Raw genomic sequence first — 26,311 nt, 5'->3', positions numbered from 1 at the left:
GGGCGTCGGCCGCAGTGTCTGTAACGACTTCCTCGGTTATGCAAAAGCAATGGTCAAGCCGTGGCCAACTTCGACAGAAGGCCAACCCTTATCGCTTCGAAGTAATGATGTGTTTGCTCACTCCTCCATATGGAAAAAGAAACCGGTTCTTTCAGCTGAATTTAAGGTTGATTACGTTAAGCCAGGAAAGGGGGACTGTAAAGGGGATGGATGGACGAGGCCGCATTGCACCAAAAGGGGGAGGATGGGGGTGAGGTTATTGCGCGGCTTTTGAAAAGCGGGTTCTGGAAACGACAAAAGCCCCCGAAGGGGCTTTTGTGCCAGGCCGCCGGTAGCGGCCTGTTTTGTGGAAACCCTGGACCAGCGGGGGTTCGGTGCGGCGAGGGTTTCCCGGTTGGTTACTGCTGAGCCGGGGCGGCCGGAGCAGCCGGGTCAGCCGGCGTGGTCGGAGCCGGGGTAGCAGGCTCGGTCGGGGCGGGCGTGGCGGGCTCAGCGGGGGTGGTCACGGCCGGCGGCGTGGTTTCGGTGGCCGGAGCGGCTTCTTCTTCGTTCTTACCGCAAGCCGACAGGGTGATGGCAAGCAGCGAGGCCAGGAGCAGGGTCTTCTTCATGATCTCTTTTCCTTTGAGGTATCAGTCGTCACACAAACCAGAAATAGCGCTATTTCCGTTATTACCCAAACAAGGCTTTGCTGAGGCTGCCGTTATTCGAGCACAGGGAAATTCTATCAGCGTCCCTAGGTATTTTCCATGGTGGCGCCCGTAAGTAAGTCTCACGTAAGCAATTTGTGTATCAGTTTGGTCAATAATGTGCGTAACGATTTCGGTTTGTAGTGTTTGACGCAACGTTTTCTGCAGGAATGGGCCGGCATGAGTCGATGCGCTGGCCTGCAGCCGGTGTTTCGGCTGCCCGTTGGGTGAAATCATAGGGATTGTTCGAGCCGCGCCAGGAATGCGGCTATGGTTTCTTCGTTGCGCTTGTAGAACACCCACTGCCCGATCCGGCGGGTAGTAACCAGGCCGGCACGCTGCAGCGTGGCCAGGTGGGCCGATACGGTGGATTGCGATAATCCGCAACGTTCGAACATTCCGGCGCAAACACCGACCTCGAGCGGATGCTCCTGGCCGGAAAAATGTTTTTCCGGCTCTTTGAGCCATTGAAGAATATCGCGCCGCACCGGATGCGCCAGCGCCTTGATGATGGCGTCGAGATCCATGACTGGGGGACCGGTTAATATCGCCGGCTGTCGGATTATATATCCGCTGTTTTTGAGGGCGGCTGAAGGATTTTTACCGTGTTGGGAGTCAGGGCCGGTAGTGCAGCCAGCCGGCTTCCAGCCATTCCTGCAAGGCAGCGCGCTGGGCGGTATCGAGCCGCGCGCAGGCTGGTGCGTCGCATGCCAGGCGGCGATCGTCGGCCAGTTTGCGCAAGGCGGCGGTGGCCGCAACGCAAGCCTGTTCGCCGTTCATGAACAGCATTTTGTCGCGATAAATCATCTGGCTGCGACGGTCGAGCACCAGCGTCCCGGCAGCCGGCCAGTCCAGCGTTAGATCCGGCAGCGTGTCGGGGTCCGCCGCATCGAAGACTACTTCCGGCTTGGGCTCCGTCAACCAGCATCCCAGGTAGCGCGAGGCCAGCGCGGCATCGAACTGCACGGCCAAGGTCGCTGAGACCGCTGCCTGCACCAGGCTTTCCGGCAGCGCCGCCGGTTGCGTGACGGCGGGCTGGCGCGGGTCGGCATAATGGCCGCGCAGGGATGGTGGCGCGCGTTCTGACAAGGTATCGGAGGCGAATTCGAGCATGCCCCGGGCCAGCTCAACCAGTGACGGAGAGCGAAAGCCGATGGAAATCGTCATGCAGTCGTTGCCTTCGGCCACGCCATCGTGGGCATAGGCGGGCGGCAAGTACAGCATGTCGCCCGCCTCCAGGACGAACTCTTCCGTGGGTTCGAAGCGGCGCAATATTTTCAGGGGGGCGGCCGGGTCCAGGGACAGATCTTGCTGACGGCCGATGCGCCAGCGGCGGCGCCCCGCGCCCTGGAGCAGGAATACATCGTAGCTGTCGAAGTGCGGCCCCACCCCGCCGCGGTCGCTGGCGATGCTGATCATGACGTCGTCCAGGCGAGCATCGGGAATGAAGCGGAACCGGGCCATCAGTTCGGCGGCGGCATCATCGTGCAGGTTGACGCCTTGCACGAGCAGGCTCCATTCCGGTTCGCGCGCGGCCGGCAGGCGGGAAAAGGGGCCCTGTTCCATCTGCCATTGCCCGCCTTCCCGCCACACGAGCCGGGATTCGACATCGTCCCGGCGTGCGAGCCGCTTGACCTGGGGGATGGAAAGCGGCGGCCGGAAATGCGGGAAGGCAGCGCGTATCAGCAAGGGTTTGCGCTGCCAATGGCGTTGCATGAATTGGGTCGGCGTCAGGCCGCCGAGAAGCGGGGTGGGGGTGTCGGGCTTCATCAGGAAAAAAGGAAGGAACCACGGGCTCTTGCCGGGAGCAGCCTGTAAAATATCCGGCCAACCAACGTATACGGGAAACCAAGATTATGACCGCTTCCAGTAGCGATCCATCGTTGGCCGTCGGCGAAAATACCGTCGTTACGGTCGAGTTCTGGATCATGAGTACGGATGGGGAAGCGCTCGACGATAGCGGCGGCCCCGTAAGTTTCCTGCATCGCGGGCACGATAGCCTGCTGCCTCGCCTCGACGACGGTATCGAAGGCAAGACGGCCGGCTTCGAGCAGACCTTCCATCTCGAGCCCGACGATGCGTTCGGCGACTACGATCCGGAGTTGCTCCGGGTCGAGCCGCGTTCGCGTTTTCCGGAGCCGCTCGAGGTCGGCATGCAATTCGAAGGCGTGCCCGGCAGCATCGACGGCGGGGACGACACCGTGGTCGATCCGGACGACGGCGGGAGCCACGAGGATGCATTGATCTTCGCGGTCACCGACCTGACGGACGACAAGGTGGTGCTCGATGCGAATCATCCCTTCGCCGGCATGGCGCTGCGGGTACGCATCAAGCTCCTGGCCGTGCGGCAGGCCGATCCGGAAGAGATCGAGCAAGGCTACGCCGACAGCGACGACGACAGCGACGAGGTCATGGATGCCATGATCGAGGCTCGTCGCACGCCCGGCACGCTCCACTGAAGCACCGCCGCGCCGCAAGGCGCGCAGTGCTACGGCAGGGGCCGGGCCGGCCACATCCGTGTCAGCGAGGCTGGGGCGGGCGGGGCGCCATGTTGAGCGTTTCGATCCGGAACACGTCCTTGTTGCCCGGTTCCACGCTGACTTTGGTCCAGTATGCCGGATGGGTGGTCCCGTAGGTCTTGACCCGCGTGACGTTCCGCAGGACCTTGCCGTTGAACTTGAGCGGATGGTCGGGGCGCGGCATGGAGGGCGGCACGTGGATGCCATGCACGACCAGCACCTTGCCAGCGTATTTCGAAGCCAGCCTGGCCAGGTCGGCCTTGAGCATGGCATAGGGATCGGTGCCGTTGGCGATGCGGTAGTCGCCCCCGAAAAGCGGGTCGGCTGCAAAGACCACGACCAATCCGCGGGTCTTCAGCCGGCTGGCGGCTGCGAAGGCCTGCCGCAGCCACGATGCATCCGCCTGGATGCGTTCTTCGTATTCTCCGTTGCGTCCCGCACCGGTCCGGTAATTGTTCCGGTTGCCCGGCACGTTGAGGGTGACGAACAGAATGCCGCCGTACTCCCAGCGGGCATTCTCGGGATAGCCGCGAAATCGGACGGTTTCGCTCTGCCGCTGCAAGTCCAGGGTCAGCATGCCGAGCGAATTGTCCGGTTCGAAGAACAGTTCCCGCAGCCGGTTCAGCCGTTCGACCGGGCCGTACTGGCCCGCCTCCGGGCGGTCGCAGATGGCCCAGTCGTTTTCGCCTGGCACGAGTACGAGCGGCACCGGGCTCTGGTTCAGCAGCGCATGTCGCTGGGCGTAGGTTTCATCGTCGCAGCGCTCGTTGCGCCCCTTGATGTTGCCGGTATGAATGACCAGGTCGGTTTCGGTTCCGAATTGGGTGAGCAACTGAGCGACGACATCTTCGTCGGCTTCCCGTGAGGGAAGGTTGCTCAGCAAAGCGAACGCGAAGCCCTGGCGCGCTGCGTAGGGCGACTCGGGGTTGGTCGAGCCGTGCGCCGGCGCCAGCAGCGCGAAGGCCAGCGCCGCCGGCAGCCCGAGGCGGCGAGCCAGGTGGAAGCGGCGGGGCGCGGGGACCCTCATTGGGGCTGGGCCAGGCTCTTGAGCCGGTAGAGTTCGTCCAGCGCTTCGCGCGGGCTCAGCCGGTCGGGGTCGATCCCGTCTAGCGCTTCGCGCACGGCGTCCAAGGCCTGTTCCCGGGCCTCGTGCCTGGCCCGTTCTTCGTCGGCTTCGTCGTGTGGTGGGGCAAAGAGGGGCATTTGCGGGACCTGAGCGCCTTGCATCTCCAGCTTCTCCAGTTCGCGGCGTGCCATGCGTACGACCGCCGACGGGATACCTGCGCGTTGCGCCACTTGTATACCATAGCTTCGGCTGGCCGGCCCTTCCCGGACTTCGTGCAGGAAGACGATACCCTTGTGCGACTCCGCTGCCGCCAAGTGGACGTTCGCCACTTCCGGACGCACCGAAGGCAGCCGCGTCAATTCGAAATAATGGGTGGCGAACAGCGTCAGCGCACGGTTCTGCGAGACCAATTGGAAGGCAATCGCCCAGGCCAGGGCCAGCCCGTCGTAGGTCGAGGTACCGCGGCCGATTTCGTCCATCAATACCAGGCTGTCCGATGTGCTCGAGGCGAGGATGGCGGCGGCTTCTATCATTTCCATCATGAAGGTCGACCGGCCGCCAGCCAGATCGTCCGCTGCCCCGATGCGGGTGAAGATACGGTCGATGCGGCCGATACGCGCCGCGCGTGCCGGCACGAAGCTGCCTATCCTCGCCAGCAGTACGATCAGGGCTGTCTGCCGCATGTAGGTCGACTTGCCCCCCATGTTGGGGCCGGTAATGAGCAGCATGCGGCGGGTCTGCGACAACTTGCAGTCGTTCGGCGTGAAGCGCTCGATGACGCGCTCGACCACCGGGTGGCGGCCCTGCTCGATCCGGACCTCCGCGCCGTCGAGCAGTTCCGGGGCGACCCAGTCGTTGTTGCGGGCATGGAAGGCAAGGGCGGCCAGGACATCGATCTCGGCCAGGGCCGCCGCGGTCCGGGTCAGCGCACGTACGTGGGGTGCCAGCGCGTCCAGGACCTGCTCGTACAGCCATTTTTCGCGGGCCAGGGCGCGGTCCTGGGCCGACAGTATCTTGTCCTCCCAGGTCTTGAGCTCGGGCGTAATATAGCGTTCGGCGTTCTTGAGCGTTTGCCGGCGGCGATAGTCGTCCGGAACCTTGTCGGTCTGGCCTCGGGTGACTTCGATGAAAAAGCCGTGCACCCGGTTGAACTCCACGCGCAGGTTCGCGATGCCGGTGCGTTCCCGCTCGCGCTTCTCGAGTTGTACGAGAAAATCGCCGCTATGCGATTCCAGCGCCCGTAACTCGTCGAGTTCGGTGTCGAAGCCGGCGGCGATGACCCCCCCATCGCGGACGTTCACGCCAGGCTCGGCGGCAATGGCGCGCGCCAACAGCTCGCCGATGGCAGGATCGGGCGACAATTGAGCCGCCAGCTCGGGCAGGCGGGCCTGAGGTTCGGCCGACAGCATGGAACCCTCGCCCGCGAGCCGCAGCACCATGGCGTGCAAAAGTGGCAACTGCGCCAGAGCATCGCGCAAGCTTGCGAGCTCGCGCGGCCGCACCGAGCGCAGCGCGACGCGCGCGGCGATGCGTTCCACATCGGGCAAGGGCGACAGCGCTTCCTGCAGCACGCGCGGATCGCCGCCATCCAGCAGCGTCTCGATGGCCCGCAGGCGGGCCGCAGCGGGCGCGTTGTCGCGCAACGGGTGATGAAGCCAGCGTCTCAGCAGCCGGCTGCCCATGGGGGTTTGGCAGTGGTCCAGTACGGAGAACAGCGTAGGCGATTCTTCGCCGCGCAGGGTTTCCGTCAGTTCCAGGTTGCGCCGCGTGACCGGGTCGAGCAGCACGTACTGGCTGGGGCGGTCGGCCGTCAGCTGCTGCACGTGTGCCAGCGCCTGCGACTGGGTGTGCGAGACGTACCGGAGCAATGCGCCGGCGGCGCAGATCGCCTCGGGCATGTCCTCGACGTCGAAGCCGGCCAGCGAGTCGGTCCCGAAATGGCCCAGCAACTGCTGGCGGGCACCGCTGGTCTCGAAGTGCCATAAGGGCACGGCGCTGATAGGAGCGGTGTAGTCTGCCGGCAAGGGCTGTCCTTCGGCGAGGATGATTTCCGCCGGGGCAATGCGGTGCAGTTCGGTGGCCAGCAGGGCCGGGGAGCATTCCGTGAGCCGGAATTCGCCACTGGCCAGGTTCAGCCAGGCGATGCCGACCCGGCCGGCGCTGCCGCGCGTTTTGCCGTTGCCGGGATGGACCGCCGCCACCGCCCGGTCGGCCTTGGCCGGCAACAGCGCCTCGTCGGTCAGCGTGCCGGGCGTCACGATACGCACGATCCGGCGCTCCACCGGCCCCTTCGATGCGGCCGGATCGCCGATTTGTTCGCAAATGGCAACCGATTCCCCCAGCTTGACCAGCCGGGCCAGGTATTGCTCGACGGCGTGGAACGGCACCCCCGCCATGCGGATCGGTGCGCCGTTGGAGGAGCCGCGCGTCGTCAGGGTGAGGTTCAACAGGCGCGAAGCCTTTTCCGCGTCGTCGTAGAACAGTTCGTAGAAGTCCCCCATGCGGTAGAACAGCAGCATGGAGCCGGCCTCGGCCTTGAGCCGGAGGTACTGCTGCATCATGGGCGTATGGGCGGATGGGGCGCCCGTCGCCAGGGCCGGACTGCTTTGCGAAGCGCCCTGTATTTCCTTGTTGGCCGACTTGTTCAGGGATGTCATCGACTCAGTTTTCAAAACTATTGGCACCTATCAAAAACCCATCAAAACTCACGCGTCAGTGTAGCTTTTTATGGCTGGCGCGAAGAAACTGTGCCGATTGTTCTCATGGGCGGGCAGGGATCGCCGTCCCGCATTCCGGAGATTGTGATAGTCGTGCTGATCGTTCTGATCGCGGCCACTGTGCTTGCCATGGCATGGGGGGCGCTGGCGTTGTGGGTACAAGCCCCGGGGGGGCGCCGGCGAGCCGGCATCGCCGTCGGTTTATGGGTGGCGTGTGCGTGTGCCTTCGTCGCCAGCTTGTTTCTGCCAGGCTGGTCTACGGTGCGGGTGGCGCTCACCGTGGTTTTCCTGGCGGCTGTGGCCGCGCTGGCGCTGTGGTGGCGCAGCGTCCGTCCTTCCAACGACCGCAACTGGATTCCCGACGTTGCCCAGCAGACCCACGGGGAGGTCCAGGGCGAGATCGTCACGCTGCAGAACGTGCGCAATTTCAACTGGCGTAGCGCGCAGGACTTCGACGTACGCTGGGAAACCCGCCGGTACGACCTGTCGCGGCTGCGATCGGTGGATATGGCGCTGTCCTATTGGTCCCACGCCACCATTGCGCATACGCTGGTCTCATTCGGCTTCGACGATGGGCAGTATGTGGTGTTCTCGGTAGAGATCCGGCGCAAGCAGGGCGACAAGTTCTCCGAGATCGGCGGATTCTTCCGCCAGTACGAATTGAGCATCGTGGCGGCCGACGAGCGGGACATTCTGCGGGTGCGCACCAATATGCGGGGCGAGGACGGCTACCTGTACCGGGTACGTATGCCGCCGGCGGCCATGCGTTCGCTGTTCCTGGCCTACCTCGACGAGGCCAATGCGCTGGTGCGCAAACCGCGCTTCTACAACACCATTACCGCCAATTGCACCACCATCGTCTACAAGATGGTGGATAGGATCGTGCCGGGGCTGCCCATGGACTATCGCCTGCTGGCTTCCGGCTTGCTGCCGGAGTACCTGTACGACCTCGGCGCGCTGGAAGGCGCGGGCAGCGTGTCGGAGTATCGCCGGCTGGGCCGCTATACCGATCGAGCGCGGGCCAACGTCGACCTGGAGCGCTTCTCGAGCGATATCCGGCGCGGCGTGCCGGGCATCGGGCCTTCCTGTCATCCTGCGCGGCAGGGACGGTGGACCCGCCTTTGAGCGCGCGATGCGAGAAAGCGTGCGGCTCTGCCTGGAGGCAGGGTATGAGCCGGCGCTGGCCGTCATCATCCGGGAGCAAGATAACCAGGTCTTGTTTTTCTAAGTTCGCACCTGTCTGTCAAAAAATGACCGCAACTTCAAATTCCGAACGAAATTTCCGGGAGGCCGGGGGCAAGAAGAGTCCGGGATGGCTATCATCGGCGCTTATAGAGACGGGGCGCTAAATGGTTCAACTAATCCTGTTGCTGTTGGGAGTGGAGTACCTGCGCAAGCGCAGCCGCACCCTGGTCGTCGCTGGCGTCGTTTTCCTGGTGGCCGGCATTGCGCTCTTCGTCGATGCCTGGGTCGGCGCCAGGTCCTTCCCCATGGAGTTCTTTGCCATCCTGTTCATTATCGAGGGGCTGGCTACCTTGGCCATCGCCTCTACCGGCGTGGGCGGCCAGCGGGTACTGCGCTATGCCAAGGGAGGCTTCGTGCTGGTCGCGGGGGCCCTGATCCTGGCCGGCCATCACCATGGCAACTTCCTGCTGTCCATGATCTTCGGCCTGTTGTTCCTCATCGACGGGCTGATCCAGTGCATTGCCAGCTATGTGGTGCGGTACCCGCGCTGGCGTTATGTGTTTGCCGCCGGCGTCGTCGAGATCCTGATCGCGATCTTCTTCTTCCAGCCGTATCCCACCCACTACGTCGGTACCTTGCCCTTCTGCCTCGGCATCTTCCTGTTCTTTGCCGGCGTGAAATTGCTGTCCCTCGCGGCCCGCGTGCGCAGGCTCTCGTCGAATCCGGCGTTCGTGGCCAACGACCATCCCGACTTCATGCCTTCGGGCATCGAAGGGCTGGGCGGCAAGACGGTATGGGACGGTCCTCCCGAGCCGACGGAAAAGGCGCTGACCGTCCATGTCTGGACGCCGACTGGCTCGGCCAAGACCGAAACGCGCAATTACCCGGTGGTGAACCGCTATATCGCGGCTGTCGACGTGAACGGCGTCGTTTCGACCGGCCACGCGGCCCTGGAGTCGCCGGAGGGCATCTACATCAGCCTCTACCCCGGGCAGGAGATCGACCACTCGCCGACCGAGTTCGGATCCATGCTGCGAGCGACCGCCGAGAACAACATTCCCGGGCGGTTCCTGCCCGACTACGCGACCGAGTCCAAGGCCTGGTGCCCGTCGAACGTCCAGGTGAGGATCCGCAACTACGATCCCCGCAAGCTGGCCAGGTTCTGGGACGAGTACCGCCAGAACACCACCTACAACCTTACGCACCGCAACTGCTCCAGCACGGTCTCCGAAGCGCTGGACGCGGCACTGGATGGGGCCGTGGGACGCCTGGCCGGCAACCGCACGCGCGTGTTCCTGCGCCTGCTGGCCACGCCCGAGCTGTGGGTGGCGGCGCAGATCCGCAAGCGTGCCACGACGATGGCGTGGACGCCCGGCCTCACGTTGGATTACGCGCGGGCCATGAGCATGCTGGCCGATCCGCGTCCGTTTGGATGGTGGAAGGTATCCCAGGCGGCGATCCGGCAGATCAGCGAGATGCGCAAGAGCTGGCGGTTGCAGGATCGTGAGGCTGCCCAATCCAGGCAAACGTCGTAATACCCAGCGGGAGTAGACGAATGATGGCACTGCCTTTCGCGACGCTTTTCATTGGGCTGCTCTGCGCATTCCGGGGGCGCCGAGGGTGGGCGATCGGTCTGTGGGCGGCGACCTTTGCGCTGTTGATGGTTTTATTCCACCTGCATGCGACCGACTCCCTCGGTCTCCAGTTCTGAGGTGAGCGCCATGCCAGCGTATCGCGCCGCTCTGCTCAATGCCCTTGCCCTGCTGGGTATCAGTGGCCTGCTGGGCGTTGCATTCCTCGACCAGATCGTATTTTCCGAGCTGCCTTGCCCTCTGTGCCTGCTGCAAAGACTCGCCTTCGTGCTGGCGGGTTTCGGCTTCGCCTTGAACATCCTGCTGGGGCCGCGTCCCAGCCATTACGCGCTGGTCATTCTTTCCAGCCTGGCGGGGGCGGCGGTGGCTGGGCGGCAGACGCTGCTGCATATCGTGCCGGGAAGCGGCGCTTACGGCTCGCCGCTGTTCGGCCTGCATTTCTATACCTGGGCGTTCATCGCCTTTGCCGCCATCGTGGCCGGCACCGCCATCGTGCTGATGCTGGACCGACAGTTCGAGCCGTCCGATTTCCGAGGACAGGCATCGACGCCCGCGAGACGGTTCATGTTGGCGGTGGTCGTTCTCTTCGGCCTGCTGGTCGCCGCCAACGCATTGTCTACGCTGTTGGAATGCTCAGTCGGGATTTGCCCGGCGGATCCCACCGGCTACGAGCTGCTCTCCTAGCGGGCCACCCCCCAATGTGGTGCATCGCAAACCCGGCGTTGACTAGGCCGCGCTAACACGCGACCATCTGTCCCTGGCTCGCGGCGGCGGCTGCCGCGGGCAAGGCTGCGCGTGGCGCGGTCCGTGGCCAACTATTCGGGAGAGCGCCCGCTTCATGGATATTTTCCTCCAGCAGATCATCAACGGCCTGGTCCTGGGCAGCATGTACGCGCTGATCGCACTGGGCTACACCATGGTCTACGGGGTGCTGAACCTCATCAATTTCGCCCATGGCGAGATCCTGATGATCGGGGCGATGGCGGGGCTCACGATTCTGCGGCTGCTGGAAATCGTCGCGCCGCATCTGCCGGGCGGCGTACAGCTGGCGCTGGCCATGCTGGGCGCGGTTCCGGTCTGTGTGGCCGTCAGCCTGGTGATCGAGCGGGTGGCCTATCGGCGGCTGCGCAATGCGCCCCGGCTGGCGCCGCTGATCACCGCCATCGGCGTTTCCATTTTGCTGCAGACCATTGCGATGATGATATGGGGCCGCAGCCCGATTCCCTTTCCGCAGCTGCTTTCGCCCGAGCCGGTCGAGATTGCCGGGGCACTGATTTCGCACACCCAGATCCTGTTGTTGGCGCTGGCCCTGGCAGCCATGGCCGGCCTGGCGCTGGTGGTCGAGAAAACCAAGCTGGGACGGGCCATGCGCGCCACCGCCGAAAGTCCTCGGGTGGCAGGGTTGATGGGCGTGGATGCAAACCGGGTCATCGTGGCCACCTTCGCCATCGGCGCGGCGCTGGCCGCCATTGCCGGGGTGATGTGGGCCGCCAACTATTCGTCCACGCAGTTCGCGATGGGCTTCGTGCCGGGGCTCAAGGCCTTCTCGGCCGCGGTGCTCGGCGGCATCGGCAACATCTATGGCGCCATGCTGGGAGGCGTTCTGCTGGGCCTCATCGAGAGCCTCGGGGCAGGTTATATCGGAGACCTTACTGGCGGGTTCCTGGGAAGCAATTACCAGGACATCTTTGCCTTCATCGTGCTGGTGGCGGTCCTCACGCTCAGGCCGTCGGGCATCATGGGCGAGCGCGTCGCCGACCGGGCCTGAGGAGCGCGCGATGAGTCCTTCGTTCGCCATCCGCGATCCTCGCCGGGTGAAGACCGGGCTGATTGCGCTGCTCGTCGTCATGCTGGTCTTTCCTTTCGTCGCCAGCCAGTTCGGCAACTCATGGGTACGCATCGTCGATGTGGCGCTGCTCTACATCATGCTGGCGCTGGGCCTGAACATTGTCGTGGGGTTCGCCGGCCTGCTCGATCTGGGCTACATCGCCTTCTACGCCATCGGTGCCTATACGGCCGGCCTGCTGGCATCGCCCCAATTCGCCGCCGTGATCGAATCTTTCGTCAATACCTACCCGGCCATCGGCGAGTTCCTGGTCTGGCTTCTCGGCCCGCAGGTCGTCCAGGAAGGCATCCATCTTTCGCTCTGGGTCATCGTGCCCTTGTCCGCCTTGCTGGCTGGCCTGTTCGGCGTCATCCTGGGCGCTCCCACGCTGAAGCTGCGCGGCGACTATCTGGCCATCGTCACCTTGGGCTTCGGCGAGATTATCCGGATCTTCCTGAACAACCTGAACGGGCCCGTCAACATTACCAATGGTCCCCAAGGGATCAACATGATCGATCCCGTACGCATCTTCGGCGTGTCGCTGGCGGGCGAGCCGGGATCGGGGTCGACCGTGCACGTGCTGGGCTTCAGCCTGCCATCGGTCAATGCCTACTATTTTCTTTTCCTGGCATTGTGCGCGACCAGCATCTTCATCTCGGTACGCTTGCAGCATTCGCGGCTGGGGCGTGCATGGGTGGCCCTGCGCGAGGACGAGGTCGCGGCGGCGGCCATGGGCATCAATACCCGCAACGTGAAACTGCTCGCGTTCGGCATGGGTGCCACCTTCGGAGGCGTGGCCGGCGCGATGTTCGCCGCGTTCCAGGGATTCGTGTCCCCAGAGTCGTTTTCCTTGACCGAGTCCATTGCCGTGCTGGCGATGGTCGTATTGGGCGGCATCGGCCATATTCCAGGCGTCGTGCTGGGCGGCATTTTGCTGGCGGCGCTGCCGGAAGTGCTGCGGCATGCAGTAGAGCCGCTGCAGCAGGATTTGCTGGGGCGGGTATGGGTGGATGCCGAAGTAATGAGGCAGCTGCTCTATGGATTGGCCATGGTGTTGATCATGCTGGCTCGGCCGGCCGGCTTGTGGCCCTCGCCCCGGCCGGAAGACCGGCCCGAGGCCGATCATCCGCATGGCAACGAAGCGGTCGGCGAGGTGAAGGCATGATGCCTGCCACCGTATCCGAAGAGGCTGTCGCGGGGGCCGCGCAACCCTTGCTCGAGGTGCGCGGCGCAAGCAAGCGGTTCGGCGGCCTCCAAGCCCTGTCCGACGTCCGGCTACGCATCCTGCCCGGGCAGATCTATGGCCTGATCGGCCCCAACGGTGCGGGCAAGACCACCTTCTTCAATGTCATCACCGGGCTTTATTCGCCCGATGCCGGCAGTTTCGAACTGCGCGGCATTGCCTATACGCCGTCGGCGCCGCACCGCGTGGCCAAGGCGGGTATTGCCCGTACCTTCCAGAACATCCGCCTGTTTGGCGATATGACGGCCCTCGAGAACGTGATGGTGGGCCGTCATGTGCGGACTTCGCAGGGCGTATTCGGCGCCGTATTCCGGCACCGCGCAGCCCGTGAAGAAGAAGCCGCCATCCGCGCCCGCGCGCGCGAGCTGCTCGAATTCGTAGGCATCGGCCACTTCGCGAACCGTACCGCACGCCATCTTTCCTACGGTGACCAGCGGCGGCTCGAGATCGCGCGCGCATTGGCAACCGATCCGCTGTTGCTGGCGCTGGACGAGCCCGCCGCGGGCATGAATCCCACCGAAAAGCTGGCGTTGCGCGAACTGCTTCAACGCATACGGAACGATGGCCGGACCATCCTGTTGATCGAGCACGACGTCAAGCTCGTCATGGGCCTGTGCGACCGCATCACCGTGCTGGACCATGGACGGGTTATTGCCGAGGGCCCGCCGTCCGCGGTGCAGAAGGATCCGGCCGTGATCGCGGCGTACCTGGGGGCCGGCTGACGATGGCGACCGTATCTGCAAACATCCTGGCCGTCCACGACCTGCGGGTGGCCTACGGCGGCATCCAGGCCCTCAAGGGGGTGTCGCTGGACGTGCACCAAGGCGAACTGGTGGCGTTGATCGGTGCCAACGGCGCGGGCAAGACCACGACCCTCAAGGCCATTACGGGGACCTTGCCCCGGAGCACAGTGGAAGGACACATCGATTATCTGGGCCAGCCTCTGAAGGGCTTGAAGTCCTTCCAGCTGCTCGAGCGCAGGCTGGCCATGGTGCCCGAAGGACGCGGCGTGTTCGCGCGCATGAGCGTGAAGGAAAATCTCCTGATGGGGGCCTATACCGTTTCCGACAAGCGGCAGGTCGCCGAGGACATCGAGCGGTGGTACCAGGTTTTTCCCCGCCTGAAAGAGCGGGCGTCGCAGTCCGCCGGCGCCCTGTCCGGCGGCGAGCAGCAGATGCTGGCCATGGCGCGGGCCCTGATGTGCCGCCCCCGGCTGCTGCTGCTGGACGAGCCTTCCATGGGGTTGGCACCGATGATGGTGCAGCGGATTTTCGAGGTGATCCGCGAGGTGTCCGCGCAGGGCGTGACCATCTTGCTGGTGGAGCAGAACGCGCGGCTGGCGCTGCAGGCGGCGCACCGGGCCTACGTGATGGAGTCCGGCTCCATCATCATGAGCGGCCCCGCCGCGGCCATGCTCGACGACCCGCGCATCCGGTCGGCCTATCTGGGCGAGGAGTGAGCGGATCCGCCGGCGCGGATCCGCAAACCCGCAGCTACTTCGTAACGGCGAGCAGCGTGCGCTGGCCGCCCTTGTAGGTATAGAGCGTCAGCGCCCCGTCCTTCAGGTCGCCCTTGCTGTCGAAGGCAATGTTGCCGGTAATGCCCTTGTAGCTGATCTTGGCCAGTTCCGGCAGGTATTTGCCCGGTTCCCAGGAATCGGCCTTTTGCATGGCGGCGACGACGGCCATCGTCGCGTCATAGGCGTACGCGGCGTTATAGACCACATCGATGCCGTAACGCTTTTTGTAGGCGGCGCGGAAATCGTCCAGGCCCTTTTTCTCGGACTCCTGAACGCCGCCCGCCTCGGCGCAAATCACTTGTTCCTCGCCCAGGCCAGCGCCTGCCAGGCCGGGCAGCGAGCCGGTGCAGATGCCGTCGCCGCCCATGAATTTCGAAGTGATGCCCAGCTGTTTCATCTGCCGCAGCATCGGTCCGCCCACGGCGTCCATCCCGCCGAAGAACACCACGTCCGGCCGGCGCGCCTTGATGGCGGTAAGGATGGCGTTGAAATCGGTGGCCTTGTTGTTGGTGTACTGGTTCGAGACGATCCGGCCGCCGGCGGCTTTCACGCCTTTGGCGAATTCCTCGGCCACGCCTTGCCCGTATGCCGTGCGGTCATCGATGACCGCAATGTTCTTGGCTCCCAGCGTCTTGACTGCGTACTGGCCGAGCACGTTGCCCAATTGCGCGTCGTTCGCCACCACCCGGAACGCGGTCTTGAATCCTTGCTGGGTGTAGCGGGGGTTGGTCGCAGACGGCGATACCTGGGGGATGCCGGCGTCGGCATAGATCTTGGAGGCCGGAATGGTCGTGCCGGAATTCAGGTGGCCGATGACCGCGGCGACCTTGGCGTCGACCAGTTTGGTGGCGGCAGCGGTTGCCTGCTTGGGGTCAGCCGCATCGTCCTCGGCCTGCAGCTCGAAGCGGATTTTCTTGCCCCCGAGCGTGATGCCCTTGGTATTGAGCTGCTCCACCGCCATGCGCGCGCCATTCTCGTTGTCCTTGCCCATATGGGCGTCGGGACCGGTGATCGGACCCACGTGGCCAATCTCGACGATTTGCTCCTGGGCGCTGGCGCCTGCTGCGAGCAAGAGGCCGCTGAAAAGCGCGGCGGCGGGGAACGTATGCTTCATGGGTTTCCTTTGTTGTGGTGGCAGATACGGGACCAAGGCCGCCCGCGGCGGGCGTGTCGCGGCCTTAGTATGCTCCCATCGGCGCGCCGCGGGGAAGGGTGTGGATTACACTGCCGGGCGATCCGCAATGAAGGTCCCGATGGAAATAGAAATCAACGAAGAGTTGCGCGCCTATATCGATCCGTTGACCGCGGACGAATACGCGGCGCTGGAGAAAAGCCTGCTGGCCGAAGGATGCCGGGATGCCTTGGTGCTCTGGGGCAATGTGCTGGTCGACGGGCACAATCGCTACGGCATCTGCAAAAAGCATGGCATCGAGTTTCGGACGGTGCAGAACAGCACTTTCCGGTCCATGGATGACGTCCGGCTGTGGATGATCGACAATCATCTCGGCCGCCGGAGCATTTCCGATTTCCAGCGAGGCGTCCTGGCCCTGCGCAAGAAGGAGATCCTGGAGGCGCGCGTGGCGGCGAACCCTTCCGATGCCGCGTCCGTCGCCCCCGGACCGGACCAGGCGCCCGCCGCGCCATCCGACAGCGGGCAGCCGGCGGCCAGGGCAGCCCAGCCGCTGGCGACGCGCCAGGCCGTGGCGAAAGCGGCACGGCTGAGCCCCGCCACCGTCAGCCAGATAGAGAAAATCCAGAAAGCGGCGGCTCCCGAACTGGTGGCGGCGGTCAGATCCGGCACCATTTCCATCAGCGCCGCCGCGGCCGTCGCGTCACTGCCCGCCCAGGAGCAGGTCGCCGCCGTCGCCGAAGGAAAGGAAGGGCTGCGGCGAACCGCCCGCCAGTTGCGCGAGCAAAAAGCGAAGCTGCGGGTGCCGGACGGTGCGGCGGCCGAGGGCGGGGTGCAGGACGCGCAAGGGGACTTGCCTCCCGAAAGCACGGATGTGGACGAACTGCAACGCCTGGTCCGTGCCCTCAGGGCCGAGAACGCCGAGCTGAAGAAAAGGGTGGCGAACCTGGCCGTAGCACTCAAGGAAGCGCGGAGCGGCAAGGAATAAGACCTCGCCTTGCTCATTTGTAAGATCGGCGGCCCCGCCCGTTTACACAGCTTACACGCGGATTACACGGTATCTGCATCACCGGACGTATGCTCAGCCGGCGTTCACATTACCTAAGGAGATCGCCGTGGCAAGCAAAAAAAATCTGTGGGGCACGCTGCTCATGGGCTGTGCCGGCGTGGTCGGCTTGACGGCGTGCGGGGGAGGCGACGACTCGTCCGCTCCGGCGCAGGGCACGCTCCAGGTCTCGATGACCGACGCGCCCGCGTGTGGTTTTGACAACGTCTATGTAACCGTCAGCAAAATCCGCGTGAACGGCAATCCGGATGCGGACGAAAGCGGTTCCGGCTGGGTCGATATACCGGTCACGCCGGCTCGCCGCATCGATCTGCTCTCGTTGACCAACGGCGTGCTGGCGACCCTAGGCAAGGCCGCATTGCCGGCCGGCGAATACCAGCAGATACGCTTGGTCCTGGCCCCGACTGCGGGCCAACCGTACGCGAATGCCGTGGTGCAGACGGGCGGGGACGGGGCCGAAATCGCTTTGTCCACGCCCAGTGCCGCGCAGAGCGGCTACAAGATCATCCGCCCCTTTACCGTGGCGCCCGATACCCTGACCGACCTGGTGCTGGATTTCGACGCCTGCAGATCCATCGTGGCCCGCGGCAACGGCGGATTCAACCTCAAGCCCGTGGTGACGGCCATCCCCATGGTCGTGAGCGGCAAGATCCAGGGGTATGCGCCCGCGGGCTCCTATGTTTATGCGGAGCGCGGCGGCGTTGTGGTCAAGGGGACGGTAGCGACGAGCGCCGGCGCTTTTACCTTGTCGCCTGTCGAGCAGAGCAGCACGGCCGGGGACGTCGATGTCGTCGTCGTGCCGCCCGCGCAGGCGTCGGTCGGCGTGGGCATCATCCGGTCGGTGCCGGTGACCGCCGGGACCAGCACGACAGTGTCGACGCAAGCCCGCCCCATTTTGCCGCCTGCCTCGGCATGGGCCACCGTTTCCGGAACCGTGACGCCGCTGAGCGCCGAAGCCACGCTGCGCGCACTGCAGGCGACGGGCGGCGCGACCTTCGAAATTGCTTCGACTTTTGCGAGCCCGGCAACCGGCGCCTATAGCATGAGCTTGCCGGTGGCCGGCCCAGCCGTCGGTACGTACCAGACGACGCTGCCCATTCCCTTGACGCAGGACATGACGGCGGCGGGACGCTATACCGTGGAGGCTGCCAGCGCAGCCGGAGCCGTGCAGTCCGCACAGGTCGACCTGGGCGCGGGGCCCGCGACGCGTGATTTCGCGTTCTGAATTCGTTATTTTGGAGAAACAGCCATGAAGTCCTTTCTCATTGCCATCGCAGCGGCCGCTTCCCTTGCCGGTTGCGCCGTTTACACCCCGAGCGGTGTGGTGGTGGCGCCGGCACCCGGCGTCTACTACGAGTCCCCCGGTTACTACTACGATGTTCCCGGGTACTACGATTACCGACCGGGCCCCCGGTTCTGCCCGCCGGGGCAGGCCAAGAAAGGCCGGTGCTGATAGGCTGCTGCGGCGCGGCACACGGTTCGCGCCGCAGCAGGGACAGCCGTATCAGGGCAGGGCGGGGTAGTCGGTATAGCCTTTTTCCGTACCGCCGTAGAAGGTCGCATTATCCGGCGTGTTGAGCGGGGCCCGTTCACGGAAGCGCCGCACCAGATCGGGGTTGGCAATGAACAGCTTGCCGAAGGCGACCAGGTCGGCGGCGCCGCTTTCGACCGCAGCCTCGGCGGTGGCCTGGTCATAGCCGTTGTTGACCATCCATGCCCCTTTGCCGCCCGCCTTGGCGTAGGCGGCCTTGAGCGCCGCATAGTCGAATGGCGCATCGCCTTGCTGGAAGTCGCGGGCGCCGCCGGTTGCGCCTTCGATGACGTGGACGAAGGCCAGGTCATGCGCTGCCAGCTTTTGCGCGACGTATTCGAACAGCGGCTGGGGGTCTGGATCCGATGCGTCGTTGGCCGGGGTGACGGGCGAGATCCGGACGCCGGTGCGCCCGCCGCCAATCTCCGAGGTGATCGCTTCCAGCACTTCGTTCAGCAGGCGCGCGCGATTCTCGATCGGACCGCCATAGGCGTCATCGCGCTGGTTGCTTCCTGAGCGCAGGAACTGGTCGATCAGGTAGCCGTTGGCGGCGTGCAGCTCGACACCGTCGAAACCCGCATCGATGGCGGCGCGGGCAGCGCGCCGGTAGTCGGCCACGATGCCGGGCAACTCGTCCAGCCGCAGCGCCCGAGGTTCGGACGTGGGGGCGAAGCCGCCGCCGTCCGGCCCAACGAGGTAGGTCTTGGCATTGGCGCGTATGGCCGACGGTGCCACCGGCGCGCCGCCGCCGGGTTGCAGCGACGTATGCGACACCCGTCCCACATGCCACATTTGCACCACGATCTTGCCGCCCGCGGCGTGCACGGCATCGGTCACGCGGCGCCAGCCGGCCAGTTGCTCATCCGAATACAGCCCCGGTACGTCGGCATAGCCCTGGCCCTGCTGGCTGATGGCGGTGGCCTCGGTAATGAGCAGGCCGGCGCTCGCGCGTTGGGCATAGTAGGTAGCGGTGATAGGCTGGGGGACGGCCCGGGGCGAGCGGTTGCGGGTCAGCGGGGCCATGACGACGCGGTTGGCAAGGTGGATGTCACCGACGGTAATGGGGTCGAACAGCGTTGGCATGATGGTTGATCCTGGATGAGGCAGTGCTTGCTACCAATATCGGCAAGCCTCGAATCATATATCGTGGGTTGACGATATAGGCCGATGGCCGCGGCGGCGTCGGGGTTATGGAAAAGGCGGCGCCCGCAGATCCAGTACTATGCCGGGCTTGTTCCAGACCGCCGCACCGCGTTCATCGTCGTTTTTTCATGTCCGACCGTTTCGCTTCCCCGTCCACCGGTCCAGCCTGGCTCTCCGCTACCCGCTTCGCTGCCTTGAAAGCGTGGTTGGCTTCCTTCCGCCCGGGCCGCGTCCGCATCAATGGCACGGAACGCTTGCGCATCATCGGTGGCGCCATGGCCGGGGTGCTCCTGGCGGGCTGGGCTTGCCGGTTGTTTGCGGAGCCGGGCGCGGCCTGGCTCGTGGCTCCGCTGGGGGCAAGCGCGGTCCTGGTATTTGCCGTGCCCGCCAGTCCGCTGGCCCAGCCCTGGTCGGTAATAGGGGGCAACACGCTGTCGACCCTGCTGGGCATCGCCTGCGCTACGCATATAGGCGATCCAGTGCTGGCCGCGGCCGTCGCCATAGGCGGTGCGCTCGCCCTTATGCTGGCGCTGCGTTGCCTTCACCCGCCGGGGGGCGCCGCCGCGTTGACCGCGGTGCTCGCGCAAGCGGCGGATTATCGTTTTGCCCTGTTTCCGGTGCTGGTGAATTCGGTGCTGCTGGTGCTCGCGGGGCTGGCCTACAACAGCCTGACCGGGCGGCGCTATCCGCATGCCCAGGCTGCGCCGGCGTCCACGCAGCGTTCGCGCTTCACGCCGGCGGACCTCGATGCCGCGCTGGCGCACTACAACCAGGTGCTGGACGTCAGCCGCGACGATCTCGAACACTTGCTTCATCATGCCGAAATGGCGGCCTATCGCCGCAACCTCGGCGAATTGCGCTGCCGGGACATCATGACGCGCGAACCTCTGACGGCCGCGCCCGACTTGCCGCTGGGCGAGGCCTGGGAGCTGATGCGGCGGCGTCGGATCAAGGCCTTGCCCGTGATCGACCGGGCCGGCAGCATCGTCGGCATCGTCACCGTGGCGGATTTCATGCGGCAGCTGGACATGGACCGGCCGGACGGACTGGGCAGCCGCCTGAGGGCGCTGATCGGACTGGGGGCTGCCACCGAGCGGCCCAGCGTCATCGCCCAGATCATGACGAGGCAGGTGCGGGTGGTCAGCTCGGGCCGGTTCGTGATCGAACTCATCCCGCTTTTCGCAGACGGCGGCCATCACCACATTCCCATCATCGACGAAGACCGGAAACTGGTCGGCATCATCACGCAGACCGATCTCGTCAAGGCTCTGGCCAAGGCGGTCGGCGCGGGAACAGAGGCCTGAATACGGGTTTTTTCCGAGGCGGCGCAAATATCAACTTGCGCCCGGGAACGCCGTTAACACCGGAACAAGTAGATTGATCGGAGAACAGGCCTCGCTCGTCTGCTGATGTCCAAGCGCGGCGCCGGATCTCCTCCAAGACCGTCCCCCATGCGACTTGATGCCCCTGACCGTGCCTGCTCCGTATCCCTGTCCTCCCTCGAGGACGCCATCGATTTCTTCGCGCGTATCGATCCGCAGGGCCGGTTTCTCCATATCTCGGCACCGGCGCTGGCCTTCATCGGCTATCACCGCGAGTATCTGCGCATCATCGCCTTGCGCGACCTGGTGGCTCAGGAAGATGTCCCGCTGCTCGATGCCTGCCTCAGGCAGGCGCAATCGACCGGCGAGGTGCAGAAGTGCACGCTGCACCTGATCAAGACACTGACCTATCCGCGCCTGGTCGAACTGCGCATCGCTCCCGATGCCGACCGGCCCGGGCAACTGCTGGTAGTCGGGCATGACGTATCGGCCTGGGCCGACAACGAGCAGTGCCTTACCTACGCCATGTACCACGACGTGCTGACGGGGCTGGACAACCTGGCGTCGGCACGCCACGAAGTCGAGCGGGCCAAGCAGGAGGCCGTGGATAACGGTTTCCGCATCGCCCTCTTACAGATCGATATCGACGAGTTTCACCGCGTCAACCAGGCCTTCGGCTACGAAGTCGGCGACCGCATCCTGCACGAGACGGCGCTGCGTCTCAAAAGTGCCTGCCATGCCAGGGAGTTCGTGGCGCGCTGCTATAGCGACGCGTTTCTGATCCTGTTGCGCGAGGTTCCCGGTCGCGATTATGTCGAGGAATTCGCCCGGCGCATTTCCGACGCCATCCAGCTTCCGTACTCGCACGAGGGGCAGACTCTGCAGCTGTCGGTCAGCATCGGCGCCGCCATGTATCCCGATCCGGCCAACGGCAGCGACCAACTGCTCCATCATGTCGACGAGGCGCTGGCCCAGGCGGGGCGTAATCGCGGCTACAGTTTCGCGTTCTACGAGCGGCGGCCCGCCGGCGGCCGGTCCGATACCCTCAAGTTGGAATTCGATTTGCACAGCGGGATCCGCAACGGCGAATTCTCGCTCCATTACCAACCCATCGTGGAAGCGCGCGGCGGGCGGGTCGTGGCGATCGAGGCGCTGATGCGCTGGCAGCATCCGGTACTGGGGCCCATCGCCCCCGATGTCTTCATTTCCCTGGCGGAATCGGCGGGCCTGATCAACTTCCTGGGCGGCTGGGCGCTCAAGAATGCCTGCATGCAGCTCACGCAATGGGATGCCCGCGGCATCCACCTTCAGTACGCCAGCGTCAACGTGTCGGCCAGGCAATTCCGGGACAAACGTTTTCCCGCGGCGGTGCGCGAGGCTTTCCGGCTCACGGGGCTCGAGCCTCGACGCATCGTGCTCGAGATCACCGAAAGCGTGCTGATGGAAGAGCCCGATCAGGCCAAGCGGCTGCTCGAGGAGCTTACCGATCTTGGCGTTCGTTTTGCCGTGGACGATTTCGGTACCGGCTATTCAAGCCTCGCCTATCTGCAAAGTTTTCCGCTGGCCGCCCTCAAGATCGACCGCCGCTTCATCAGCAACTTGCCGTCATCGCGCAACGACCAGGCCATTGTCGAGGCCGTGGTCGGCCTGGCACGCACGCTGGGCCTGGATCTCATCGCCGAGGGCGTGGAGACCGAAGCGCAGCGCGAGCTGCTGGTGGCCAGCGGCTGCGAGCTGATCCAGGGCTGGTTGGCCTGCGAGGCCTTGCCCATTACCGAGCTGGTGCGCAAGTTCGAGGCGGGCGAGCTGCGGGCGCTGGACCGCTGATGCCGGATCCGTCGCAACGCCATGCGGTGACCAGCAAGCTTTGGTCGCGCATCAACGAGCGGGGAGATTTCCCGCTGCTGTCCGATTCCCTGCGCGTAACGATCTCCGCGATGCAAGGGGACGACCGCGCCATCACCTCCCTGGCGCAGATCGTCCTTTCCGATTTCACGCTTACCCAGCGCGTGCTGCGACTGGCCAATTCCGCCATGTACATGGCGTTCGGCGGCAACATCACGACGGTATCGCGGGCGCTGGTGGTGCTCGGTGTCGAAGCGGTGGCGCACCTCGTGCTGGGCCTCAAGCTCGTCGATCACTTCCAGCAGTGCCATCTGCAGTTGCAGCGGCTCGACGCGAAGCTGGAACTGAATCGCGCCATGCTGGCCGGCTGCATAGCCCGCAAGGTGTGCGCTGCGCGAGACGTGCGGGCCGGCGAGGAGGCGGTCGTATGCACCTTGATGCGCCAGCTCGGCCGGTTGTTGTGCATTTTCTACCTGGAGCACGAGTGGGCGCAGATCCGGGCGCGGGCGCTTGCCGGGTGCTGCACGGACGACGAGCTATCGGCCCAGGTTCTGGGCATCAGCTTCGACGAGCTGGGCGAGGAGGCGGCCGAGCGCTGGGGACTGCCGGAAGTGATCCGGCGCGGGATGCTGCCGTTCGACTTTTCCGCGCCGCCCACCGGTCCGCAGGCCGGTGCCGAGTGCGACCATTGGCTGCGGGCCGTCTCGTCGTTCTCGGTCGAGATGTCCCGCAGCATGACCGACGCCGCCGACGATGCCGGCTCGCGCAGCCGGCGTGTGCTGGAGACGGTCCAGTGCTACGCGGCCGCGTTGTCGCTGGGGGTGGAAGCGTTGCGCGGCATGATGGGCGAATTGGTCAAGGACGAGGCGAGCCGGCATTTCCTCCGGGAAATCGACGAGCTGCAGGCGGCGTCTGCAGGAGATGCGCCGCACAGCGCCGAACGGACGCTGCGAGACGGGTTGCGAGGCCTCCGGCTGCTGCCTTCGCTACACCATCTCGGACCGGTGCTCGCGATGGCGTCCGAGGCCATGCTGGCGGGCATGAGATTTTCCCGGGCCATCATATTCGTTCGCGATCCGCGCCGGCATGCCTTCGAGGCCAGGCTGGGGTTCGGGGCCGGTATCGAGCAATTGCTCCCTCAATTGCGCTTTAATGAGATATTCTCCGGTGACGTCTTTCACCTGGCCATTACCAATCCGGTGGGAATCTTCATCGAGAACGCCTGCAATCCCAAGTTCGGCGCCCATATTCCGCGCTGGTTCCGCGAGGTCGTGTCCGATGCCCACGCGTTCGTGCTGTTGCCCGTGCGCGCGGGCAGCGATACGGTTGCCCTGGTCTACGGCGACTGGAACAGCGCCGAGCAGGCGCGGACCATGGGCCCCGGGGAAATGGCTGCGCTGAACGAGCTGGCGCAGGAGCTGGGCCGATTCTTCGGCCAGGCGCGCGTGGCGGCTCCCGCTGCGCCTTGACCGCGCGGGCGCCGGTTCGCGAGCCATGGATGCGGCGGGTGCGGCGCGGGCAACTACCGCCGGCGCCAGCCGAGCAGGGCTTGCAACCGGCCGGCGGTCCGCCTGGCGCCGCGGCCTGGCGCCGTTTCCTCGAACGGCTTTGTACCTATGCGGGCGCGGTGGCTTGCGCCGCGGCCGTGGTTTTTCTCGTGGCTTTCAATTGGCAGGGGTGGCCTCCGGTCGTCAAGTCCGGCGCATTGCAGGCGGTGCTGATTGCCGCGGCCATGCTGGCCTGCTACTTCGGAACCTCGCGTCTGCCGGGCAAGGCGGCCTTGCTGTTCGCCATGCTGGCTTGCGGGGCATTGTTGGCCTATCTGGGGCAGCGTTATCAGTCCGGCGCCGACAGCTACGAACTGTTCCTGACCTGGGCGGTGCTCATTCTGCCGTGGGTGTTCGCAGCGCGGTCGGGGGTAGCCTGGGCGCTTCTGCTGGTCCTGGCGAATCTCGCGGTGCATCTCTATACAGGGCGCTTCTCGCCTCTATTGCTCGACGCCATCGTGGGCAGCGGCATCATGCAGCCGCCGCTGTTCTGGCTCGACCTGGCTGCTGTCGCGCTTGCCGAGTGGCGGGCCGGAACGGCAGGCCCCGGCCTGGCAGCACGTTTTTTGCCGAGGTTGGCGGGAACCCTGCTGCTGGCAGTAGCGACCCTCGGCCTGGTGCAGGGAGTGGTGGACGGCCGTGCAGCCGATGCCTGGCTCTGGGCCACCCGCGGCGCGATGGTCGTGGCACTCGGCGGCGGATTTTTGCTCTATCGATGGCGCCGTGACTTGCTGATGCTGACGTTGTGCTGGGCGGCCGCCATCGCGGTCGCGACTGTGCTGCTCGTACGCCTGCTGGCCGACAGCGCCGGCGGGAAGGCCAGCCTCGTCATCGCAGGCGGCTTTCTGCTTGCCGCGTCGGCCGCTGCGGCCATGTGGCTGCGGCAGGTACAACGGCAGTGGGTCAAGGCAACCGAGCCCCCCGCGGCCTGGCATATCCGGGCGCTGCTGGCCGTGTGCGGCTGGGCGGGCGGACTCATGCTGCTTGTATTTGTCGGCTTGGTCCTGCCCGATCCGTTCGGGGCATACACCCTTGCCGCGGCTGGCGCGCTGTCGCTGGTTGCCGCCTGGGCATTGTTTCGAGGCACGCCTTCCGAGCTGCGGGCCCAGTTCGCATTGAGCCTGTGCGTGGCGGGCATGGGAGCCCTCGCCGTAGCGTTCACGGACTGGCTGCCCATGGCTGGCGCGCTGCTGACTACTTCGTTGCTGGGCGCTGCCGTGGCCATCGCCATGCCCCAAGGGCTGGCCCGCGGTTTCGGCGTGGTCTGCGCCTTGCTGGCCCTGGAAGGGGCTGTGCGGGTCGGTGGTTGGCCAAGTCCGGTCGGCGCTGTTGCAGCATGGATATGCGCGGCGTGCTGGCTGCTACGGACCCGGAGCGCCTATTGGCTGGCGGACCGGCATGCTCCGCTGGCCTGGGGCGCGACGCTGGCGCTCTGGATGCTCGGGGTCGGCCAGTATTTATGGGAGGGCGCCGGAGAGACCTCGTCTGCGGCTTGGCAATGGGGGGCCGCAGGGTGGGCGTGGCTCGCCGCTGCGCCGCTGGTCTGGGCGGCGTGGCGTTTGTCTTCCCGCACGCCGGCGACGCTGCGCAAGGCGACGGTCGGGCTCGCCCTGGGGGTATCCCTGGCGGGCATCTGGATGCCCGCCGTCGCGGGCGGGCTTCTGACCGTGGTGCTCGGCTTCGCGCGGTGCCACGGCGCGCTATGGAAAGGCGGGCTGTTGGTGGCGCTGTATGGCGTTGCGGGGTTCTACTATCAGTTGGCCTGGAGTCTTCCGGTCAAGGCGGCTACGCTGCTGGCCCTCGGCCTTGTGCTGCTGCTGGCCGCATATCTCTTGAACAAGGCGGGGAAAGAGGCCGGCCATGGGTGAACGCGCCACTCGCGGACTGATAGCCGCCGGCCTGGTCCTGGTTCTGGCCGTGGTCAACGCGTCCATCTGGCGCAACCAGACCTTGCTTAGGCATGGGACGCTGATTTCGCTCGAGCTGGCGCCGGTCGATCCCCGTTCGCTGATGCAGGGCGACTACATGGCGCTGGACTGGGCCATCGCGCGTGAACTCCGGGACCGCCTGGGCACGGCGCTTCCCGCTTCGGGCGCCATGGTCGTCCGGCGCGCGGCCGGTTCCACGCGGGCAACGCTGGTCCGGCTGGACCGCGGCGAGCCCTTGGCGGATGGCGAAAGCCGGATTGCCTACGCGGTGCGGGACGGGCGGATCCGCATAGCCACCGATGCCTATTATTTCCAGGAAGGTCAGGCGGACGTCTATGCGCGTGCCCGTTATGGCGCCCTGCGCGTGGACGAACGGGGGAGGGCCTTGCTGGTCGGACTGCAGGATGCCGAACTGGCCTGGCTCGGGCCGTTACCGGATCGCTGA

Annotated in this window: 24 protein-coding genes; 17 read left to right on the top strand and 7 right to left on the bottom strand. The window is 65.3% G+C overall.

The window, feature by feature from the left end; genetic code table 11:
• Window positions 1-398 precede the first annotated feature (398 nt).
• The 3 genes from QHC78_RS19865 to QHC78_RS19855 form a co-directional block, all read right to left on the bottom strand.
• The gene (locus QHC78_RS19865) at window positions 399-611 is read right to left on the bottom strand and encodes a hypothetical protein (RefSeq protein WP_319747671.1); all 213 of its coding nucleotides are present in this window, start codon (window positions 609-611) and stop codon (window positions 399-401) included.
• Between the two features lie 311 nt (window positions 612-922).
• Window positions 923-1,216 carry an ArsR/SmtB family transcription factor gene (locus tag QHC78_RS19860; protein ID WP_319747669.1) on the bottom strand — a complete coding sequence of 98 codons (294 nt, stop codon included), beginning with the start codon at window positions 1,214-1,216 and terminating at the stop codon, window positions 923-925.
• Between the two features lie 88 nt (window positions 1,217-1,304).
• Window positions 1,305-2,459, bottom strand: a complete 1,155-nt coding sequence (locus tag QHC78_RS19855) for a cupin domain-containing protein (RefSeq protein WP_319747668.1) — start codon at window positions 2,457-2,459, stop codon at window positions 1,305-1,307.
• A gap of 86 nt (window positions 2,460-2,545) precedes the next feature.
• On the opposite strand from QHC78_RS19855, the gene QHC78_RS19850 reads away from it, so the two are divergent.
• The gene (locus QHC78_RS19850; RefSeq protein WP_319747666.1) at window positions 2,546-3,148 is read left to right on the top strand and encodes an FKBP-type peptidyl-prolyl cis-trans isomerase; all 603 of its coding nucleotides are present in this window, start codon (window positions 2,546-2,548) and stop codon (window positions 3,146-3,148) included.
• A 61-nt stretch (window positions 3,149-3,209) separates the two neighbouring features.
• On the opposite strand, the gene QHC78_RS19845 is transcribed toward QHC78_RS19850, so the two are convergent.
• Window positions 3,210-4,235 (bottom strand): hypothetical protein, encoded by a 1,026-nt coding sequence (locus tag QHC78_RS19845; RefSeq protein ID WP_319747664.1) that lies wholly within the window; start codon window positions 4,233-4,235, stop codon window positions 3,210-3,212.
• Window positions 4,232-6,931 (bottom strand): DNA mismatch repair protein MutS, encoded by a 2,700-nt coding sequence (gene mutS, locus QHC78_RS19840; RefSeq protein WP_413816497.1) that lies wholly within the window; start codon window positions 6,929-6,931, stop codon window positions 4,232-4,234. Before mutS ends, QHC78_RS19845 begins: the two co-directional genes overlap by 4 nt.
• Window positions 6,932-7,078: 147 nt before the next feature.
• Here mutS and QHC78_RS19835 point away from each other — a divergent pair, with 147 nt between their 5' ends.
• The 8 genes from QHC78_RS19835 (at window position 7,079) to QHC78_RS19805 (ending at window position 14,295) form a co-directional block, all read left to right on the top strand.
• Complete coding sequence (locus QHC78_RS19835; RefSeq protein WP_413816499.1) at window positions 7,079-8,116, top strand: Lnb N-terminal periplasmic domain-containing protein; 1,038 nt, start codon at window positions 7,079-7,081, stop codon at window positions 8,114-8,116.
• Between the two features lie 224 nt (window positions 8,117-8,340).
• Complete coding sequence (locus QHC78_RS19830) at window positions 8,341-9,711, top strand: HdeD family acid-resistance protein (protein WP_319747662.1); 1,371 nt, start codon at window positions 8,341-8,343, stop codon at window positions 9,709-9,711.
• A gap of 20 nt (window positions 9,712-9,731) precedes the next feature.
• Entirely contained in the window at window positions 9,732-9,887 is a 156-nt protein-coding gene (locus QHC78_RS21170; RefSeq protein ID WP_413816496.1) for a DUF5993 family protein, read from the top strand.
• 10 nt (window positions 9,888-9,897) lie between these two features.
• Window positions 9,898-10,452, top strand: coding sequence for a disulfide bond formation protein B (locus tag QHC78_RS19825; protein ID WP_319747660.1), 555 nt, complete (start codon window positions 9,898-9,900; stop codon window positions 10,450-10,452).
• A 154-nt stretch (window positions 10,453-10,606) separates the two neighbouring features.
• The gene (locus QHC78_RS19820; protein WP_319747658.1) at window positions 10,607-11,536 is read left to right on the top strand and encodes a branched-chain amino acid ABC transporter permease; all 930 of its coding nucleotides are present in this window, start codon (window positions 10,607-10,609) and stop codon (window positions 11,534-11,536) included.
• A 10-nt stretch (window positions 11,537-11,546) separates the two neighbouring features.
• Window positions 11,547-12,758 (top strand): ABC transporter permease subunit, encoded by a 1,212-nt coding sequence (locus tag QHC78_RS19815; protein WP_319747656.1) that lies wholly within the window; start codon window positions 11,547-11,549, stop codon window positions 12,756-12,758.
• Complete coding sequence (locus QHC78_RS19810; protein WP_413816495.1) at window positions 12,755-13,558, top strand: ABC transporter ATP-binding protein; 804 nt, start codon at window positions 12,755-12,757, stop codon at window positions 13,556-13,558. The genes QHC78_RS19815 and QHC78_RS19810 overlap by 4 nt, the downstream gene beginning before the upstream one ends.
• A gap of 2 nt (window positions 13,559-13,560) precedes the next feature.
• On the top strand, window positions 13,561-14,295 hold the full coding sequence (locus tag QHC78_RS19805) for an ABC transporter ATP-binding protein (RefSeq protein ID WP_319747654.1): 735 nt from the start codon (window positions 13,561-13,563) through the stop codon (window positions 14,293-14,295).
• Window positions 14,296-14,329: 34 nt separating this feature from the next.
• On the opposite strand, the gene QHC78_RS19800 is transcribed toward QHC78_RS19805, so the two are convergent.
• Window positions 14,330-15,469, bottom strand: coding sequence for a branched-chain amino acid ABC transporter substrate-binding protein (locus tag QHC78_RS19800; protein ID WP_319747653.1), 1,140 nt, complete (start codon window positions 15,467-15,469; stop codon window positions 14,330-14,332).
• Window positions 15,470-15,608: 139 nt separating this feature from the next.
• On the opposite strand from QHC78_RS19800, the gene QHC78_RS19795 reads away from it, so the two are divergent.
• The 3 genes from QHC78_RS19795 (at window position 15,609) to QHC78_RS19785 (ending at window position 18,003) form a co-directional block, all read left to right on the top strand.
• Window positions 15,609-16,472, top strand: coding sequence for a ParB N-terminal domain-containing protein (locus tag QHC78_RS19795; RefSeq protein WP_319747695.1), 864 nt, complete (start codon window positions 15,609-15,611; stop codon window positions 16,470-16,472).
• Between the two features lie 163 nt (window positions 16,473-16,635).
• Window positions 16,636-17,775 (top strand): DUF4382 domain-containing protein, encoded by a 1,140-nt coding sequence (locus QHC78_RS19790; RefSeq protein ID WP_319747693.1) that lies wholly within the window; start codon window positions 16,636-16,638, stop codon window positions 17,773-17,775.
• A gap of 24 nt (window positions 17,776-17,799) precedes the next feature.
• Window positions 17,800-18,003 (top strand): hypothetical protein, encoded by a 204-nt coding sequence (locus QHC78_RS19785; RefSeq protein ID WP_319747651.1) that lies wholly within the window; start codon window positions 17,800-17,802, stop codon window positions 18,001-18,003.
• Between the two features lie 51 nt (window positions 18,004-18,054).
• Here the strand turns inward: QHC78_RS19785 and QHC78_RS19780 are convergent, their stop codons facing one another.
• A complete protein-coding gene (locus QHC78_RS19780; protein ID WP_319747650.1) occupies window positions 18,055-19,164 on the bottom strand; it encodes an alkene reductase in 1,110 nt (369 codons plus the stop codon).
• A gap of 188 nt (window positions 19,165-19,352) precedes the next feature.
• Between QHC78_RS19780 and QHC78_RS19775 the strand changes: the two genes are divergently transcribed.
• From QHC78_RS19775 to QHC78_RS19755, 5 genes are all read left to right on the top strand, one after another.
• Window positions 19,353-20,528, top strand: coding sequence for an HPP family protein (locus tag QHC78_RS19775; RefSeq protein WP_319747648.1), 1,176 nt, complete (start codon window positions 19,353-19,355; stop codon window positions 20,526-20,528).
• Window positions 20,529-20,675: 147 nt separating this feature from the next.
• Window positions 20,676-22,373 (top strand): putative bifunctional diguanylate cyclase/phosphodiesterase, encoded by a 1,698-nt coding sequence (locus QHC78_RS19770; RefSeq protein WP_319747646.1) that lies wholly within the window; start codon window positions 20,676-20,678, stop codon window positions 22,371-22,373.
• A complete protein-coding gene (locus QHC78_RS19765; protein WP_319747644.1) occupies window positions 22,373-23,860 on the top strand; it encodes an HDOD domain-containing protein in 1,488 nt (495 codons plus the stop codon). Before QHC78_RS19770 ends, QHC78_RS19765 begins: the two co-directional genes overlap by 1 nt.
• Before the next feature lie 29 nt (window positions 23,861-23,889).
• Window positions 23,890-25,806, top strand: a complete 1,917-nt coding sequence (locus QHC78_RS19760; protein ID WP_413816498.1) for a DUF2157 domain-containing protein — start codon at window positions 23,890-23,892, stop codon at window positions 25,804-25,806.
• Window positions 25,799-26,311: a GDYXXLXY domain-containing protein gene (locus tag QHC78_RS19755; protein WP_319747640.1), complete on the top strand. Its 513-nt coding sequence runs from the start codon at window positions 25,799-25,801 to the stop codon at window positions 26,309-26,311. Before QHC78_RS19760 ends, QHC78_RS19755 begins: the two co-directional genes overlap by 8 nt.

The organism is Pigmentiphaga sp. (assembly GCF_033795525.1).
Classification (GTDB): domain Bacteria; phylum Pseudomonadota; class Gammaproteobacteria; order Burkholderiales; family Burkholderiaceae_B; genus Pigmentiphaga.
The sequence above is the reverse complement of the archived record's forward strand: the minus strand, read 5'-3'. Positions and strand labels throughout refer to the sequence as shown.